Origin of the sequence: Nostoc sp., from assembly GCF_041747015.1 — a bacterium.
GTDB lineage: Bacteria > Cyanobacteriota > Cyanobacteriia > Cyanobacteriales > Nostocaceae > Nostoc.
The window spans coordinates 13,904-27,886 of record NZ_JBGTFY010000207.1; the positions used below are offsets into that span (position 1 = coordinate 13,904).

The following is a 13,983-nucleotide window of genomic DNA, read 5'->3' on the forward strand; positions in this document are numbered from 1 at the left end:
ATATCTTAGTATTGCCCATAACAACACCCTAAAAATTACCTTTCCTCAAGATGCTGGATCTTTTTTTAAAGGGAATGGGGCATGGGATATTGGAAAGGATGGAATAACACCCAATACGGTTCGGTTAAGGGGGAAAGGAAAAGGTAAATAGGTAAATTCAAGCCTTTCTCCTTTTCCCGGACTACAAAAGAGGTGAAGAATGCTTATCCGAACAGTATTGGAATAACACCTGTGTTTGGATTAATAAATTGTATATGAGAGTTGAAAATGACAATATGGCAATCTCTGATATCCAGGAAAAACCACAGGTTTTGCGTCTAGGCCGCTTGTTTCATGAACTGCGCGGCGATTTGACGGGAGGATTGACAGCAGCAGTAGTAGCCTTACCTTTGGCTTTAGCCTTTGCAGTGGCAAGTGGTGTGGAACCAAAGGCGGGACTCTACACCGCGATTGTGACAGGAATTGTGGCGGCAATTTTTGGGGGTTCGCCAGTACAGATTACAGGGCCGACAGGTGCAATGGCTGTGGTTTTGGTGGGAATTGTCGCCAAGTACGGCATTGAGAAAGTTTGGATTGCTGGGGTGATGGCTGGGATTATCCAGGTTGCTTTAGGGATTGCCAAACTTGGACAGCTAGTGAAGTTTATTCCCTATCCAGTAACGGCAGGTTTTACTAATGGTATCGCCGTTATTATTTTTTGTGGTCAGTTAAATAATTTCTTTGGTTTAAAACTACCGCGTAGCGAACATTTTTTACCGGGACTTTGGCAAACCATAACTCACGCAGAAGCTTTAAACTGGGCTGCTGTTGGGTTGGTAATGGTGGTGATTGCAGCCCAGGTTTTATGGTCTAAGATTAATCGGACAATACCAGGCTCTTTGGTGGGGTTGGTGTTGGCAACAGGGATAGCTACTTATTTTCATCTAGATGTACCAACCATTGGAGCTATTCCGCAATCTTTACCGATGCCCCAAGGTATTCCTCACTGGAATGATTTTAGCTTGATTCGAGAACTAATTAATCCAGCTTTGGCTTTGGCAGCACTGGGAAGTATTGAATCGTTGCTATCGGCAGTGGTGGCTGATGGGATGACTGTGAGCGAGAAACACAATAGCGATCGCGAGTTGATTGGTCAAGGGTTAGCAAATATTATTGTCCCATTTTTTGGTGGCATCCCGGCAACAGGTGCGATCGCTCGTACTGCTGTTAATGTCCGTTCTGGCGGTAAAACCCGACTGTCTGGGGTAATTCACGGCGTTGCCTTAGCCGTTATTGTCTTAACTTTAGCACCCCTAGCGGCGCAGATTCCTTTAGCAGCACTTGCTGGTATTTTGATGGTGGTTAGCGTGCGGATGATTGAATGGGAAGGCATTGGTTTATTGATGCGTGCTACCTACTCCGACTTTGCTGTGATGATTCTGACTTGGTTAGTGACAATCTTGTTTGATTTAGTTCTCGCTGTTGAAGTGGGATTGATTGCAGCCGGAGCCTTGTTTATCAAACGAATGAGCGAATTAAGCCTAGTTAAAGTACCTGAAACCGAAGTGTTTCCCCCTGGTACTCCTTTAGAATTAGGCAAAGAAATTGCTGTTTATCGAGTAGATGGCCCCGTATTTTTTGGTGCTGCTGAACGGTTTGCTACCTTCCTCCGCGATGAACCAGAAGTGAAATATTTAATTCTACGGTTGCGGTATGTGCCAAATATGGACACAACTGGGTTAGTAGCCTTAGAGGATATTTACCACGACTTGGAACGGCACAATTGCCGTTTAATTCTCACAGCTTTACAACCCGAAGTCAAACAATTATTAGAACGTTCAGGATTGTTAAAAACAATTGGGTTATCAAATTGTTTTGAAACAACAACAGATGCGATTTGCTCAATCTCTCCTCAGATTGCAGGATGTTCTCAACCTGTAGTAGCTGATTTTAAAACAAAAGAATTGATGGAATTAAATGACTGACACTATTTTGCTATTAAGAGAGCAAAAACGTAAAAACCAGTCTGGACAATAGACCTCTTGAATAAATATTTGTTTTTCTCACGCAGAGGCGCAGAGGCGCGGAGAAAAAGTCTAAAATTACGACTTTTGTAAGAAGTCTAATGCTTGTCCCCGCTCCCCACCCTCCTCAATTTAATCCCAGCCAGGACAAGAAAGTTTCCCACCAAGAATATGTCAGATTACCAACACTCAGGTTCATTTTGTTACGAATGTCTTGGATTTTCCAGTTGGTTAGTTTAGCCAGAGTTTGCGCCTCTTGTTCAAAACGCTTGGGTAAAGACCGTTTATATTCTCTACCCGCCTGACATTTAAGTTCCCCTTGGAAGGGATGTTGCAAAACATAACGCCCTTGGAAAGATTCACTATTAGCAGTTTGTTGAAATATCAAGTCTTCAGGGAATTTGTCGCGGGTGTAACGGACGTGTAGCCGGGAAATAAAGACGCTACTGCTGGGAAAGGAACCACGAAAGCCGGGGCGTACTGGCACATTACTTGGAGAATTATCATTTAACCAAAATACACCTGCTTCCTTGAGTTCCTCTGGGGTTAGAGGATCGGCAGAACAAGGATCACAACTGCCCATGTCCCAAGCGTATTCCAAAAAACCAACTTTCCTGTTTTCTTTGGTGTAAACAGTTTGAAACATGGATTTGTAGAATTCACTAAATTCATCTTTGACAAATAAGGGAATGTTTGCATCGGAGGGGATTTTCACGGTGCGGTAGTTAGTGATTTCTGCCTGTCCTTGGGGCGAGAGGATGTAGACAATCAAATCTTGCTCTGTAGTGGCATTGATCATACCCAAACGAATTGGCAGCATGAATTTAGGTGACTTGTAGGAAATTTGTAGCGGACGAAGGAACTGATAGCCAGATTCCTCGAATTTATCTAAGTTGACTTTGGCAACAAAGAATTTCATTGAGGAGCGAATGTAAGGTTGAAGTAACTGTTTCGCTCCTCTGGGGATTTTGTAGCCATTGCGTTTAAGCCAAGTTTCTAGTCCGCCAGATTCTTTAGCGCTGAGGATCAAAATGTCGTATTCGCCGACGTTAAAACGGGCTTCGACTGTCACACCCAAACTGCGATCGCCTCTTGCTCTCCCCGCCTCTCTTTTCTCTGCTGATGGCGCTGGTGCGGATTGTGGTAAGTTATCGCTGTAAGCTGAAGCACAAGGATCTGGATCAAAATATTCTACCAATCGCGGCGCACTAAAAGCATCCAAGCGTTCGATAATCTTGGTTTGGGTCACACGAACTTGCTCTTTTTGCAGCACCGTTGGCACAGGTATTACTATGGCAAAATCTTTGACTTCGCCTTGAAAGTCGTTTGCCATTGTCATGACAGTGCGATCGCCTTTTCGCGCTAGCACTACCTGAGAAGCTTTGTTATACAATTTTGTATCAGCTTTGGCTACATAAAATCCACAAAATGCCCAAGCTGCGGGTGCAAAGCACAAAACAGCTACAATTGCCAACAATAATGGCGTTAAAAGTCGAAAAATCTTCATTTTATTAATGAGTGCTGAGTGCTGAGTCATGAGTGCTGAGTTAGGAGTTAGAAGTTAGAAGTTAGGAGTGAAGAATTATCTCCCTCATCTCCTCTTTGCCAAGAAAACCACGGGGCTGACCAGAGAACATCTAACAAAATGGTCAATGGTGCAAGAGCAAACAGCGCCCAGAAGACGGCGGTGGAAATAAAGAAATAATTTCGCAGGATAAAAGTTAATCCGGCAATGCACATTGCCCAAACTACCCGCCCAATTCGAGAATTAGGAATCGATCGCGGATCTGTAATCATAAATAGAGCGAACAGCAGCAAAGACCCACTCATCAATCGGTGCCAGTAAACATCCCAAGTCCAACCCAGCCAAAGGTTGCGAATCGCTTCTAGTAGGGAGTAAGTACCCAAAAATGCTGCTGTGGTGTCCCAACGACCAATGCGCTGCAAAATCATGCCGCCAGTCCCGACAAATAATAGCCCATACCACCACTCTTCACCCCATTGTCCCGGCGAAACCCAAGCATCGGGGGTGAGAATCAAGGCAGATATGATGCCAAAATTGGCGGGATTGAAGAAATGTTTATCGCCGAATTTGAAGATAAATTTGCTAGCGATCGCAATTGCTGCGGCTATTGCCATTGTCGTCCAGTGATCAGCTCGTAACAGCAGGCCCAGTCCCAAAGATGTAATTAAAGCACTGCGAAGATTGAGGATTTGTTCTTTGCTAGTAACTAATGAAAATATCCATTGAGTTACAAGACAAGTGGCGATCGCTACTACAATTAACTCTGGTCGCAGCGTCCAATCTCGCGTACCGATTCCCAAGACTAAGAACAAGCCCAGAAATAGAATTTGATAATCTCGTATATCTTTGAGCAACATTACTCTTTCATTCAGGGATTACCCGTAGATTTGTCATCAATCTAAACGAGTGCTAACTCAAATAATGTTGCTGTTACAAATTTTGTTACAAAATAGAGCAGTTCGGAGTCCTATATAGCTCTACTAGCAATACGGTTCGGATAAGACTTGATCCCCCCAACCCCCCTTAAAAAGGGGGGGCTAAGAATAGCTCTATTTCCCCCTTTTTAAGGGGAGCCACTGCCGTCTTCTCCCTTGGCGTTAGCCTCTCCCTTTGGGAGAAGGGGAGACGCTAAAAGCGATGGGGTCTCCCCAAATGGAGCAAGTGGCGTGGACTAAGGGGGATCTTTAATTCTAGAAATATGACAGCGTGTCTTTTGACGTAAATTTACTATTACAGCAAAAATACCACGTAGTGACTGTTTTTACTTGGTGTCAAAGAGAACGTGAAAAAAGATTTTTTGCTGCTAACAATTGCTTTGCCGAGTTTACTGATAGCGTTTCCTGGCTTTGCTGCTGAGAGTGAAATTAAGCAGAGAAATGCTGATAAATCAACCGAAGTTATTTCAGATATTCCGAGTTTGAGTGAAATCGAGCTACCCGCCACTAATGCCGAATTATTAACTCAACAATCTGCACCGAGTGAAGTTAATCTAGAAACTCAGCCAGATATCACTGATGAGCCAGACATTTCTATAGAAGCGATCGCAGAACCAGATAACCTACCCGAATCTACACCAACTTACGTTATTGATCAAGAAGAAATTCAAAAGCAGGGCGCTACAAATTTAGCCGATATTTTGAAAAAAATGCCTGGTTTTGCGATCAATGACGTAGGTCATGGAGCAGATATTCATACAGGTACATATTACCGGGGAGCCTCAATTAATCAATCTGTATTTCTGATTAATGGCAGACCAATTAACAATAATGTCAACATTTATCATGGTGGAACTGACTTAAATAGTATTCCTGTAGAAACTATTGAGCGAGTGGAATTATATAGCGGAACAGCCTCAGCTTTGTACGGTTCCTCAGCTTTTGGGGGAGTTGTGAATATCATTACCAAGCAAGGTTACGGTAAACCTAAATTGAGTGGTAGCGCCGAATTTGGCTCATTAAGTTTAAATAATCAACAAGTGACTTATGGTGGTTCATCTAATAATGTCAAGTATAACTTCAGCTTTGAAAGATTCTTTACAGATAACCGTTACCGCGTGCCTGTAGGTGCAGCAAATCGTGATAGTCAGGGGTTTTTCTCAAATGCAGACACAGCTACAAGTACCTACTTTGGTAGCATTGGACTAGATTTAGATCAGAAAAACTCTTTGAATTTAGATGTTACTACACTCAGCAGTCGTCGCGGCTTAATTTATTTCGGGTTCCCTCTCCAAAGAGATAGATTAGACCACGATGGTTTAAATGTTGGCTTATCTTGGAAAACTCGGTTAGGTAATGGGGAAAGCTCCAATCTGACAACTTCAATTGGTTATAACCAAGATTACTTTAGCACTTATGGCCCTACAGGAGCATCATTTTATCGTAGAGGTTCTTTAGATACACAACAACTCACAGCTAGAGTAGATCATGAGTGGAAAGTTACTTCCAATAATAAACTGCGCTGGGGTTTAGACTTGAAAAACACCGACTTAATCGGTGATGTTTTGAGTACAAATCCTATTAGCATTGCTCAAAATGAAACTGAAGATCGGAGTTTGGTCAATACAGCTTTATTTGCTGTCAATACTTTGAATATTAGCGATAATTTTCTGATAGATTTAGGGCTAAGGCAAAGCTTTGACAGCCAGTTTGGTAATTATCTCAACCCTAGTGCTGGGTTACGTTATGCCATCACACCAATAGTAGCAGTGCGTGGAAGTTGGGCAGGAGGACAACGCAATCCTGGGTTAGATCAATTGTATGTTTATGATACAGTTCACGGTTGGGACCCTAATGCTGATTTAAGACCAGAAATTGGCTCTACTTGGACTGCGGGAGTGGATGTTAATTTTTCTGAAAATTTGATTGGACAGTTTACTTACTTTGGTAGTAGTATAGGCGATCGCTTGGGAGTTATAAATGGAAGATGGGAAAACATTGGACTGGTAGAGACTAATGGTTTAGAAGCAGCTTTGCAATTAAGAATTGCGGCTGGTTGGTCAACTTTCCTCAACTATACTTATACAGATTCCCAAATAAAAACAGGCTCAGAAAGAGGTTTACAGTTAAGTTTTATTCCCTACTCTGTACTCCAAACTGGTGTAGGTTATCAAAATGCGGGTTGGCAGGCTAACTTATATGTCACTTACAATAGTGGCACTCGCAGAGCCTTTTTTACTAACCCTGGTGACAGGACTACAGATTTTGCACCGTCTTTCGTTAATTTAGATTTGAGCGGTCGCATACCTTTAACTAGAAATTTAGGACTGACAGTTTACTTAGAAAATTTACTCGGTGAGCAATATGAGCGAGTTAATCGCATATATAGCCCTGGATTCACTTTTCGTGTGGGTTTAAACTCCAGTTTTTAGGTGTTAAATGTAGAGATTTTGAGCATTGCATAGTATAATACTTCAATTCATCCCTTTATTATGCAACGCCCTTTTTGGGGGAAGGGGGAAAGGGTTTGAATTTACCTTTACCCCTTATCCTTTAACCAATTAAGAGGCCAAAAGAGAGATTATTAGGCTTATCCGAAAAGTATTGAGGCGTAACCCGTCGCAGACATCGCAGTTTCACAAGCAACACCTAGAAAAATTTATCAGCAGCAGATAAACGCAAAATGCAGCTAGCTCCCCTGTTCCCACTTTTCTACCGAATTCTCCAGCCGAGTTTTCCCAATTGCCTTTGGTGCGGCGATCGCAATTCTAAAGCGATCGCCTTAACGTTTGATGATGGACCCCATCCGCAATACACACCCGAAGTTTTGGCAGTGTTAGACCGCTACAATATTACAGCCAGTTTTTTTTGGTTGGGTGTTTGCGTCAACCGTTCACCAGCGATCGCTAAAGCCGTGAGCGATCGCGGCCACTGGATCGGATTACATGGCTACGATCATCGCTCTTTTCCGATGCTTTCTCCAAATGATCTGAAGGACAGTTTAGAAAAAACTCAAGCTGCCATCTCCAATGCCTGCAACCTGCAACCTGAAAAAGTGCGGGATGTTCGCCCTCCTAATGGTTTATTCATACCTGCTACTTTAAAATTATTATTTCAGTGGAATTACCGTCCAGTGATGTGGAGTGTTGTACCAGAAGACTGGGTGCGACCAGGCGTTACGACTGTGGTACAGCGAATTGTGCAGCAGGTCAAAAATGGTTCGCTGATTGTTTTACATGATGGTGCTTACGGTGGAGAAGATGTTGCTGCCACAATCCAAATCCTGATTCCGCAACTGCTACAACAAAGTTATGAGTTTGTGACTATTGATACTCTATGGCAGCAAGCTAAGACCAACCATCTGAAAGTACTACCGTCTTGATTTTTGATTTATGCTGCTCGTGAATATTGCATCGCCTCGCACACGGCAGCTACACGTAGCAAAAGTATAATCCGATATTATGATCGGGGAATTAATGGCGATCGCAGCTACTGCAACATGACCAATCGCCCCGCCAACGGCTATCAGATTTTAGTCGACGAGAGATTTTAAGACCTAAGAGTGTAGCTTTATCTATCCCTGCTTCATAATAAGGTTTAGCAGAATTATTTACCAAATTCAGTATTAAGTATTTAATCAAGTAAAAATACTCAGCATTTGCTAAATGCTCTGCTACCGCTAACAGCATTTTTAACTTAGCACTCTTGACTATGCCCAAAGTTCAGATTAACGGGATAGATTTGTTTTACGACATTAAAGGAACAGGTGAGCCTTTGCTATTGATAGCTGGCTTCCTTTGCGATCATGCTTATTGGTCGCTGATCATGCCATCACTAACTTCGCAGTATCAAGTCATTCGCTTAGACAACCGAGGCATGGGAAGAAGTTCTGCCCCTGAAACCCCTTATAATCTGAAGCAGATGGCTAGTGACATTGCAGCATTACTCGATCACATTGCGATCGATAAGGTGCATCTAGCAGGTCATTCAATGGGTGCTCAGATAGCCCAAGAATTCGCATTAGCACACCCTGAAAAGGTACAAAGTCTGATGCTACTCTCATCTTTGGCAAAGGGTGATGGACTATTTAATAGCATCATTGAAACTTGGGGCGATCTCCCTAGTAATGTAAACCTGAAACTTTATGAAAAAGTTGTATTACCCTGGATCTTTACAGATGCCTTCTACTCGATTCCTGGGATGATCGAAGGTCTGATCGAATTTGCAATTAGATATCCCTTCCCACCTGCCACTCATTCACTTTATCATCACAGCCGAGCCATGCTTGACTGTGACACAACAAACCGTCTTCAACAGATTCATTGTCCTACCTTAGTTCTGGTTGGTAAACAAGACATTCTCACCCCGCCAAAGTTTTCTCAGCAACTTGCTCAAGGTATTCCCAACGCTGAACTTGTAGTCCTCGATGGTGGTGGTCATGGCTTCTTGATTGAGTCACCCGATGCTGTTGTTTCAGCCATACTTAACTTTCTGCGGAAGTTAAAGCCAGCTTATACCAATTTTGGATTTTAGTCATTTGTCCTTTGTTTTTATTAATGAGTAGTTCCAAATAAATTTTGCAAGTACTTTGGTGTCAGGATGTTATTCCAAGTCCATAGACGATGCATTGTATAGATGAAGGTGAAGAGGAGGGTTGTTTTGTTTGTGAATGACCAAGGGTTCCAGTTGAGGGTAGCCATCATCCGGCGAAGGGTACGGATAAGGTTGTTACGCTGATAGTTTGGCGTTAGCGAAGCTCACCGAAGGTATCGCGTTTTGATGAGTGTACGTCCAATTCGCAACAGTCCTGTATCAGGAAAAGCCCAGCTTAAACACATCCGCCATTACACTATCATCACCCACCAGCCTAGTTTTTGCTGGAGAGTCATAAACTACTAATAGCGAAGGTATGCCAGCTATATCCTCAAACATCGTTATTCCCTCAGCGTGATCTTCCCGATTTCCATAGGGAATATCTTGCACAAAATCTGGATTGCTGAAGACATTCTCTCGTGAATTCACACCATTTATCCAGCGATAAATTTGCACAGGTCCATCTAAATCCATTGTTGGGCCAGCTAAAATAAATAAGTCTTTTCCATATACATACAAATCCCGAATTCCCAAACCATTCAACCAGATAAAATGCTTTTTATATACCTCCTTCACTTCCCCAATTTGCCTCAGTTTCAATAGTCCAGGGCTAGAATCTTCTAACTCTATTTCCAGTACGACAGCCCAACCCTGCAACACAGGGCCACGCAAACCCAGAAAAATGCGGTTTTGATAAATGCCTATTCCTTCAATATCAAAGCCATTCTCCTTTCCCGGAATTGCTGCCTTAATGAACGAGCCTAAATGGGGATCATTTACTAAAGCTGTCATCAGTAAATTACCCTGATTCGTTAACTCTAGTTTAGCGGCATTCAACTGCACATCTGAATTTTGGGGGTGTGGGCAACAAGAGAACAACTTACCATCTATCAGAGGAATCCGTCCTAAAAGGTAACGGTTGGGTTCTGATTCAATTTTTGCCAGCCTTTTAAAATTGTTTGCATCAGTTTTATCGGGTTTGGATTTTTTACGTTTGTAACTGTGAGAACCAACAAACCATAGGTAATTATCAGTGTAAGCAAGTCCTTCTATGTCAATTTCTTCGTCTTCTGGTGCAGGTAAACTAATAAATTCTGCTACCCGAAATTTTTCATGTTCTGTAAATTTATCAGTATTAACTAAAGAGAGACGTTCAATCGTTGAGGTTTCATCTGACCCCAACCATAAATACTTTTGGTGTGTTAGGAGCACTGCTGATAAGTCTTCTCTATGTTGTTTAAAATTATCTACAAAAGTCAATAAAACTTGATTAAGCAAGTGTGAGTTTGGCATTTTAAATCATCTCCATATTTACAAAAATGTTAATGAGTTATGTTATTATAATATTTTCAGATTTAATAACCAAGTTCTTGCTCAGATTAAATCGTCAGAATGAATCTGCTGTTAATACCTTTGATAAATATGGCATCTTTATAGAAAATGATCAACTGTCAATAATTATAAGCATACTTTACAATCCTCATTGAATAAAACAATATCAAAACTGGATGCAACTTTTTAACTAATGTTATTATGCAATAACCTGATTAGGTAGTCATTAAGATCAATTATGAAATTAGCCACACAACCCACTGTAAAAACTCTAGGAGACTACGCCTACCAAGCGATTCAAAAACACTTTAAGAAAACCTTGAAGTGGGAAAAATCAGTGAAGAAAGATGAAGATCCAGAAGCGTTGCACCAAATGCGAGTGGGAATGCGTCGCCTACGCACGGCTGTAACTCGGTTTGGGCTAGCGGTGGATGTATCCAAACCAGTCAGCGATAAAAATATCGGTAAAATAGCCCGTCGTCTTGGTAGTCTACGAGATTTAGACGTACTTAAAGAAAGTTTGGAAAACAATTACAAACCAAATTTACCCCGCAAAGAGCAGGAATCTCTGCAAACAGCTTTCACAGCTTTGGCTAAACAACGTGAAGATGTACTATCGAGTGTACAGAAAACGTTAAAGAATGAATCTTATAAGTCTCTAAAAGACGCATTGGATAAGTGGTTAGATAAACCCAATTATCAACCCTTCGCATCTTTTACCATTCAACAAGTGCTACCAGACTTACTGTTACCAGAAGTTAGTAACTTCTTACTGCATCCGGGTTGGCTAGTTGGCACTCAATTTGTGGACTCCGAAGTTAAAATCCAGAAAAACTGGGAACTAGAAAAGATAGAACAACAATTGATCATAGAAGGCAAAATTCTTCATAGTTTGCGAAAAGAAGCTAAACGTATACGCTACCAGATGGAGTTATTTACTGATCTATATGGCGAGTCTTACGCAGCTTATCTTACAGAAGTGAAAACTATCCAAGAAATTTTGGGTACAATGCAAGATAGTGTGGTTTTGGCTGAGTGGCTTGCAGATATCTTTAAGTCAGAAATTCAGGCTCAGATGCCCACCCTTGCTAATTTGCTAACCGAAAATCGTTACCAGTCGTGGCAGCAGTGGCAACCCTTGCAAGAACGGTATCTGAAAACTGAAACCAGGCATAGTTTTCATTTAACAATACTGCACCCGCTTTCAGGAGTAATAGGGTGAACTACTCAGACTTGCCTACCTCTGTTGTCTGAGCTTCCCAATTCATCGGCAATAGCATCAATTACTCCATAGTTTTTTTGGTCTGACATTCCCTCCAAGGGCAGGAGTCCTGGTTCCCAGCGAAAAGTCTGTGCGTCCTGGTTTCCGGGCGCAGAACTTTTCAAGACAAGACCCAAATCTTTCTCTTCTCCCTTGGCGCTAGCCTCTCCCTTTGGGAGAAGGGGAGACGCCAAGGGCGATGGCGATTCGTCATACATCCAGAATTTGTTTTTACTGTGTAAAAAATCAATTCTAGATGTAATCCTTATCACCCGCTCACAATCCCCATCTTAGGAGTACCTTGTTCGCGTAGCGTCTCGCAGAGAAGATGGGGACTTCCGCGCTCCGTTAAAAGTTACTCTTGGTTTGGCTCCGCCTTGCCAAATTCGCGTCAGAGCTGCTTTGAAGTGCATTTCCTTCTTAGACTTGGAAACGAGATTGACGAGGCTGGTGATAAATAAAGACGGGTTGCAGCCCGTCTAAAATAGCTTGAAAGTGCAAATACACCTTGTATAGTATTGAAAGTAACACAGTTAATTTTCTCAGAGTTGCCAATTTGCCAAATAAGTCACAATAGATGTTACAAGTACTGGATAAAGAAGCTTCTTTAATCTGTTGTCAGGTTGATTCAGCTTTACATGAACTCAACCAGCACCTAAAATCAAACTTTATAAGCATCAAATATGAATGTTTTACTTCTATACCCCCGTTTTCCAAAAAGTTTTTGGTCGTTTGAAAAAACACTGGCTTTATTAGACCGGAAAGCTATGCTACCGCCTTTAGGCTTGGTGACTGTAGCCGCGATTTTACCCCAAGAATGGCAGTTCAAGCTGGTAGATAGAAATGTTCGCCTCTGTACGGAAGCAGAATGGGCTTGGGCAGATTTGGTTATTATGTCGGCGATGATTGTGCAGAAAGAGGATTTGCTTTCTCAGATATTGGAGGCAAAGCAGAGAGGTAAACGTGTCGCTGTGGGTGGCCCCTTCCCGACAGCGCTACCGGGTGAAATGACATCCGTCGGAGCCGACTATTTGATATTAGACGAAGGAGAAATTACCCTACCCTTATTTGTAGCAGCGATCGCACGCGGCGATCGCACAGGCATATTTCGCTCTGACGGTGAAAAACCAGATGTTAGCAATACTCCGATTCCTCGCTTTGATCTGCTAGAATTTGATGCCTATGCGGAGATGTCGGTGCAATTTTCCCGTGGATGTCCTTTTCAGTGTGAATTCTGCGACATTATTGTGCTTTACGGTCGCAAACCCCGTACCAAAAACCCAGATCAACTATTAGCAGAACTTGATTATTTGTATAAACTGGGTTGGCGACGCAGTATTTTTATGGTGGATGACAACTTCATCGGCAATAAGCGGAATGTCAAATTATTTTTGAAGTCCCTTGTACCCTGGATGGTGGAACATAACTATCCTTTTTCCTTTGCCACAGAGGCTTCAGTTGATTTAGCCCAAGATCAAGAACTGATGGATTTGATGGTAACGTGTAATTTTGGAGCCGTTTTTCTGGGAATTGAAACCCCCGACGAAGAAAGTCTCGCCTTTACTCAGAAATACCAAAACACACGAGACTCACTCACGGAAGCGGTGCATAAGATTACCCGCTCAGGGTTGCGAGTCATGGCAGGCTTTATCATTGGGTTTGATGGTGAAAAAGCCGGAGCAGGCGGGCGAATTGTGAAATTTGTCGAGCAAACAGCAATTCCCACAGCCTTATTTAGTATGCTGCAAGCGCTTCCAGATACAGCCCTCTGGCATAGATTAGAAAAGGAAGGACGACTCCAGAGCAAATCTGCCAACATCAACCAAACCACGTTGATGAACTTTGTACCAACTCGACCGTTAGAAGACATTGCTCAAGAATATGTGCAGGCGTTCTGGGATTTGTATGAACCAGAGCGGTTTTTGGAGCGTACATATAAACACTTCCGTCTTTTGGGCGAAGCAACTTACCCAAAAAAGGGCAAAGGTGCTAAGAAACCATTGAACTGGAAAGTACTCCGGGCGTTGATGATCATTTGCTGGCGGCAGGGTGTACGTCGTCAGACGCGCTGGCAATTCTGGCGCAACTTATGGAATATGTATCAGCATAATCGGGGTGGGGTGAGTAGCTACTTAGCCGTTTGTGCCCAAATTGAGCATTTCGTGGAATATCGCCAAATTGTCCGGGATGAAATTGAAGCTCAAGTAGCTGAATTTTTAGAGGCACAAGCCAGGGTAAAACCTGAAGCACAAATTATGGAAGTGTCAGGAAGCTCTAAATAAATAGTTCACAAGACTCAGAACCCCGACTTCTTAGAGAAGTCGGGGTTCTTGT

General features: G+C 42.5%; 10 protein-coding genes and 1 pseudogene. 6 read left to right on the forward strand and 5 right to left on the reverse strand.

The annotated features are described in order from the left end of the window. The first annotated feature begins 275 nt into the window (after nt 1-275). A complete protein-coding gene (locus ACEW80_RS17145) occupies nt 276-1,964 on the forward strand; it encodes a SulP family inorganic anion transporter (protein WP_373527747.1) in 1,689 nt (562 codons plus the stop codon). Nucleotides 1,965-2,130: 166 nt separating this feature from the next. Here the strand turns inward: ACEW80_RS17145 and ACEW80_RS17150 are convergent, their stop codons facing one another. Then, nucleotides 2,131-3,510: a DUF2330 domain-containing protein gene (locus ACEW80_RS17150; protein ID WP_373527769.1), complete on the reverse strand. Its 1,380-nt coding sequence runs from the start codon at nt 3,508-3,510 to the stop codon at nt 2,131-2,133. Between the two features lie 47 nt (nt 3,511-3,557). After that, nucleotides 3,558-4,385 carry an RnfABCDGE type electron transport complex subunit D gene (locus ACEW80_RS17155; RefSeq protein ID WP_373527748.1) on the reverse strand — a complete coding sequence of 276 codons (828 nt, stop codon included), beginning with the start codon at nt 4,383-4,385 and terminating at the stop codon, nt 3,558-3,560. Between the two features lie 425 nt (nt 4,386-4,810). Between ACEW80_RS17155 and ACEW80_RS17160 the strand changes: the two genes are divergently transcribed. The 3 genes from ACEW80_RS17160 (at nt 4,811) to ACEW80_RS17170 (ending at nt 8,996) form a co-directional block, all read left to right on the forward strand. Beyond that, a complete protein-coding gene (locus tag ACEW80_RS17160) occupies nt 4,811-6,895 on the forward strand; it encodes a TonB-dependent receptor plug domain-containing protein (RefSeq protein WP_373527749.1) in 2,085 nt (694 codons plus the stop codon). Between the two features lie 251 nt (nt 6,896-7,146). Then, on the forward strand, nt 7,147-7,845 hold the full coding sequence (locus ACEW80_RS17165; protein ID WP_373527750.1) for a polysaccharide deacetylase family protein: 699 nt from the start codon (nt 7,147-7,149) through the stop codon (nt 7,843-7,845). Nucleotides 7,846-8,174: 329 nt separating this feature from the next. Then, a complete protein-coding gene (locus ACEW80_RS17170) occupies nt 8,175-8,996 on the forward strand; it encodes an alpha/beta fold hydrolase (protein WP_373527751.1) in 822 nt (273 codons plus the stop codon). A gap of 20 nt (nt 8,997-9,016) precedes the next feature. On the opposite strand, the pseudogene ACEW80_RS17175 reads toward ACEW80_RS17170, so the two are convergent. Together ACEW80_RS17175 and ACEW80_RS17180 are read right to left on the reverse strand one after the other, a co-directional pair. Next, nucleotides 9,017-9,289, reverse strand: a pseudogene (locus tag ACEW80_RS17175) (ferritin-like domain-containing protein); the annotation flags it as partial. Further along, nucleotides 9,276-10,349: a DUF3616 domain-containing protein gene (locus tag ACEW80_RS17180; protein ID WP_373527752.1), complete on the reverse strand. Its 1,074-nt coding sequence runs from the start codon at nt 10,347-10,349 to the stop codon at nt 9,276-9,278. The gene ACEW80_RS17180 and the pseudogene ACEW80_RS17175, both read right to left, overlap by 14 nt. Nucleotides 10,350-10,626: 277 nt before the next feature. Here ACEW80_RS17180 and ACEW80_RS17185 point away from each other — a divergent pair, with 277 nt between their 5' ends. Further along, on the forward strand, nt 10,627-11,610 hold the full coding sequence (locus tag ACEW80_RS17185; RefSeq protein ID WP_373527753.1) for a CHAD domain-containing protein: 984 nt from the start codon (nt 10,627-10,629) through the stop codon (nt 11,608-11,610). A 5-nt stretch (nt 11,611-11,615) separates the two neighbouring features. Here ACEW80_RS17185 and ACEW80_RS17190 read toward each other — a convergent pair whose 3' ends face one another. Beyond that, the gene (locus tag ACEW80_RS17190; RefSeq protein ID WP_373527754.1) at nt 11,616-11,867 is read right to left on the reverse strand and encodes a hypothetical protein; all 252 of its coding nucleotides are present in this window, start codon (nt 11,865-11,867) and stop codon (nt 11,616-11,618) included. A gap of 465 nt (nt 11,868-12,332) precedes the next feature. On the opposite strand from ACEW80_RS17190, the gene ACEW80_RS17195 reads away from it, so the two are divergent. Then, a complete protein-coding gene (locus ACEW80_RS17195; RefSeq protein WP_373527755.1) occupies nt 12,333-13,931 on the forward strand; it encodes a B12-binding domain-containing radical SAM protein in 1,599 nt (532 codons plus the stop codon). The last annotated feature ends 52 nt before the right edge of the window (nt 13,932-13,983 follow it).

Excerpts from the sequence above, each read along its gene's own strand:
- ACEW80_RS17145 (WP_373527747.1), top strand. The coding sequence starts at position 276 with ATGGCAATCTCTGATATCCAGGAAAAACCACAGGTTTTGCGTCTAGGC.
- ACEW80_RS17150 (WP_373527769.1), bottom strand. The coding sequence starts at position 3,510 with ATGAAGATTTTTCGACTTTTAACGCCATTATTGTTGGCAATTGTAGCT.
- ACEW80_RS17155 (WP_373527748.1), bottom strand. The coding sequence starts at position 4,385 with ATGTTGCTCAAAGATATACGAGATTATCAAATTCTATTTCTGGGCTTG.
- ACEW80_RS17165 (WP_373527750.1), top strand. The coding sequence starts at position 7,147 with ATGCAGCTAGCTCCCCTGTTCCCACTTTTCTACCGAATTCTCCAGCCG.
- ACEW80_RS17170 (WP_373527751.1), top strand. The coding sequence starts at position 8,175 with ATGCCCAAAGTTCAGATTAACGGGATAGATTTGTTTTACGACATTAAA.
- ACEW80_RS17180 (WP_373527752.1), bottom strand. The coding sequence starts at position 10,349 with ATGCCAAACTCACACTTGCTTAATCAAGTTTTATTGACTTTTGTAGAT.
- ACEW80_RS17185 (WP_373527753.1), top strand. The coding sequence starts at position 10,627 with ATGAAATTAGCCACACAACCCACTGTAAAAACTCTAGGAGACTACGCC.
- ACEW80_RS17190 (WP_373527754.1), bottom strand. The coding sequence starts at position 11,867 with ATGTATGACGAATCGCCATCGCCCTTGGCGTCTCCCCTTCTCCCAAAG.
- ACEW80_RS17195 (WP_373527755.1), top strand. The coding sequence starts at position 12,333 with ATGAATGTTTTACTTCTATACCCCCGTTTTCCAAAAAGTTTTTGGTCG.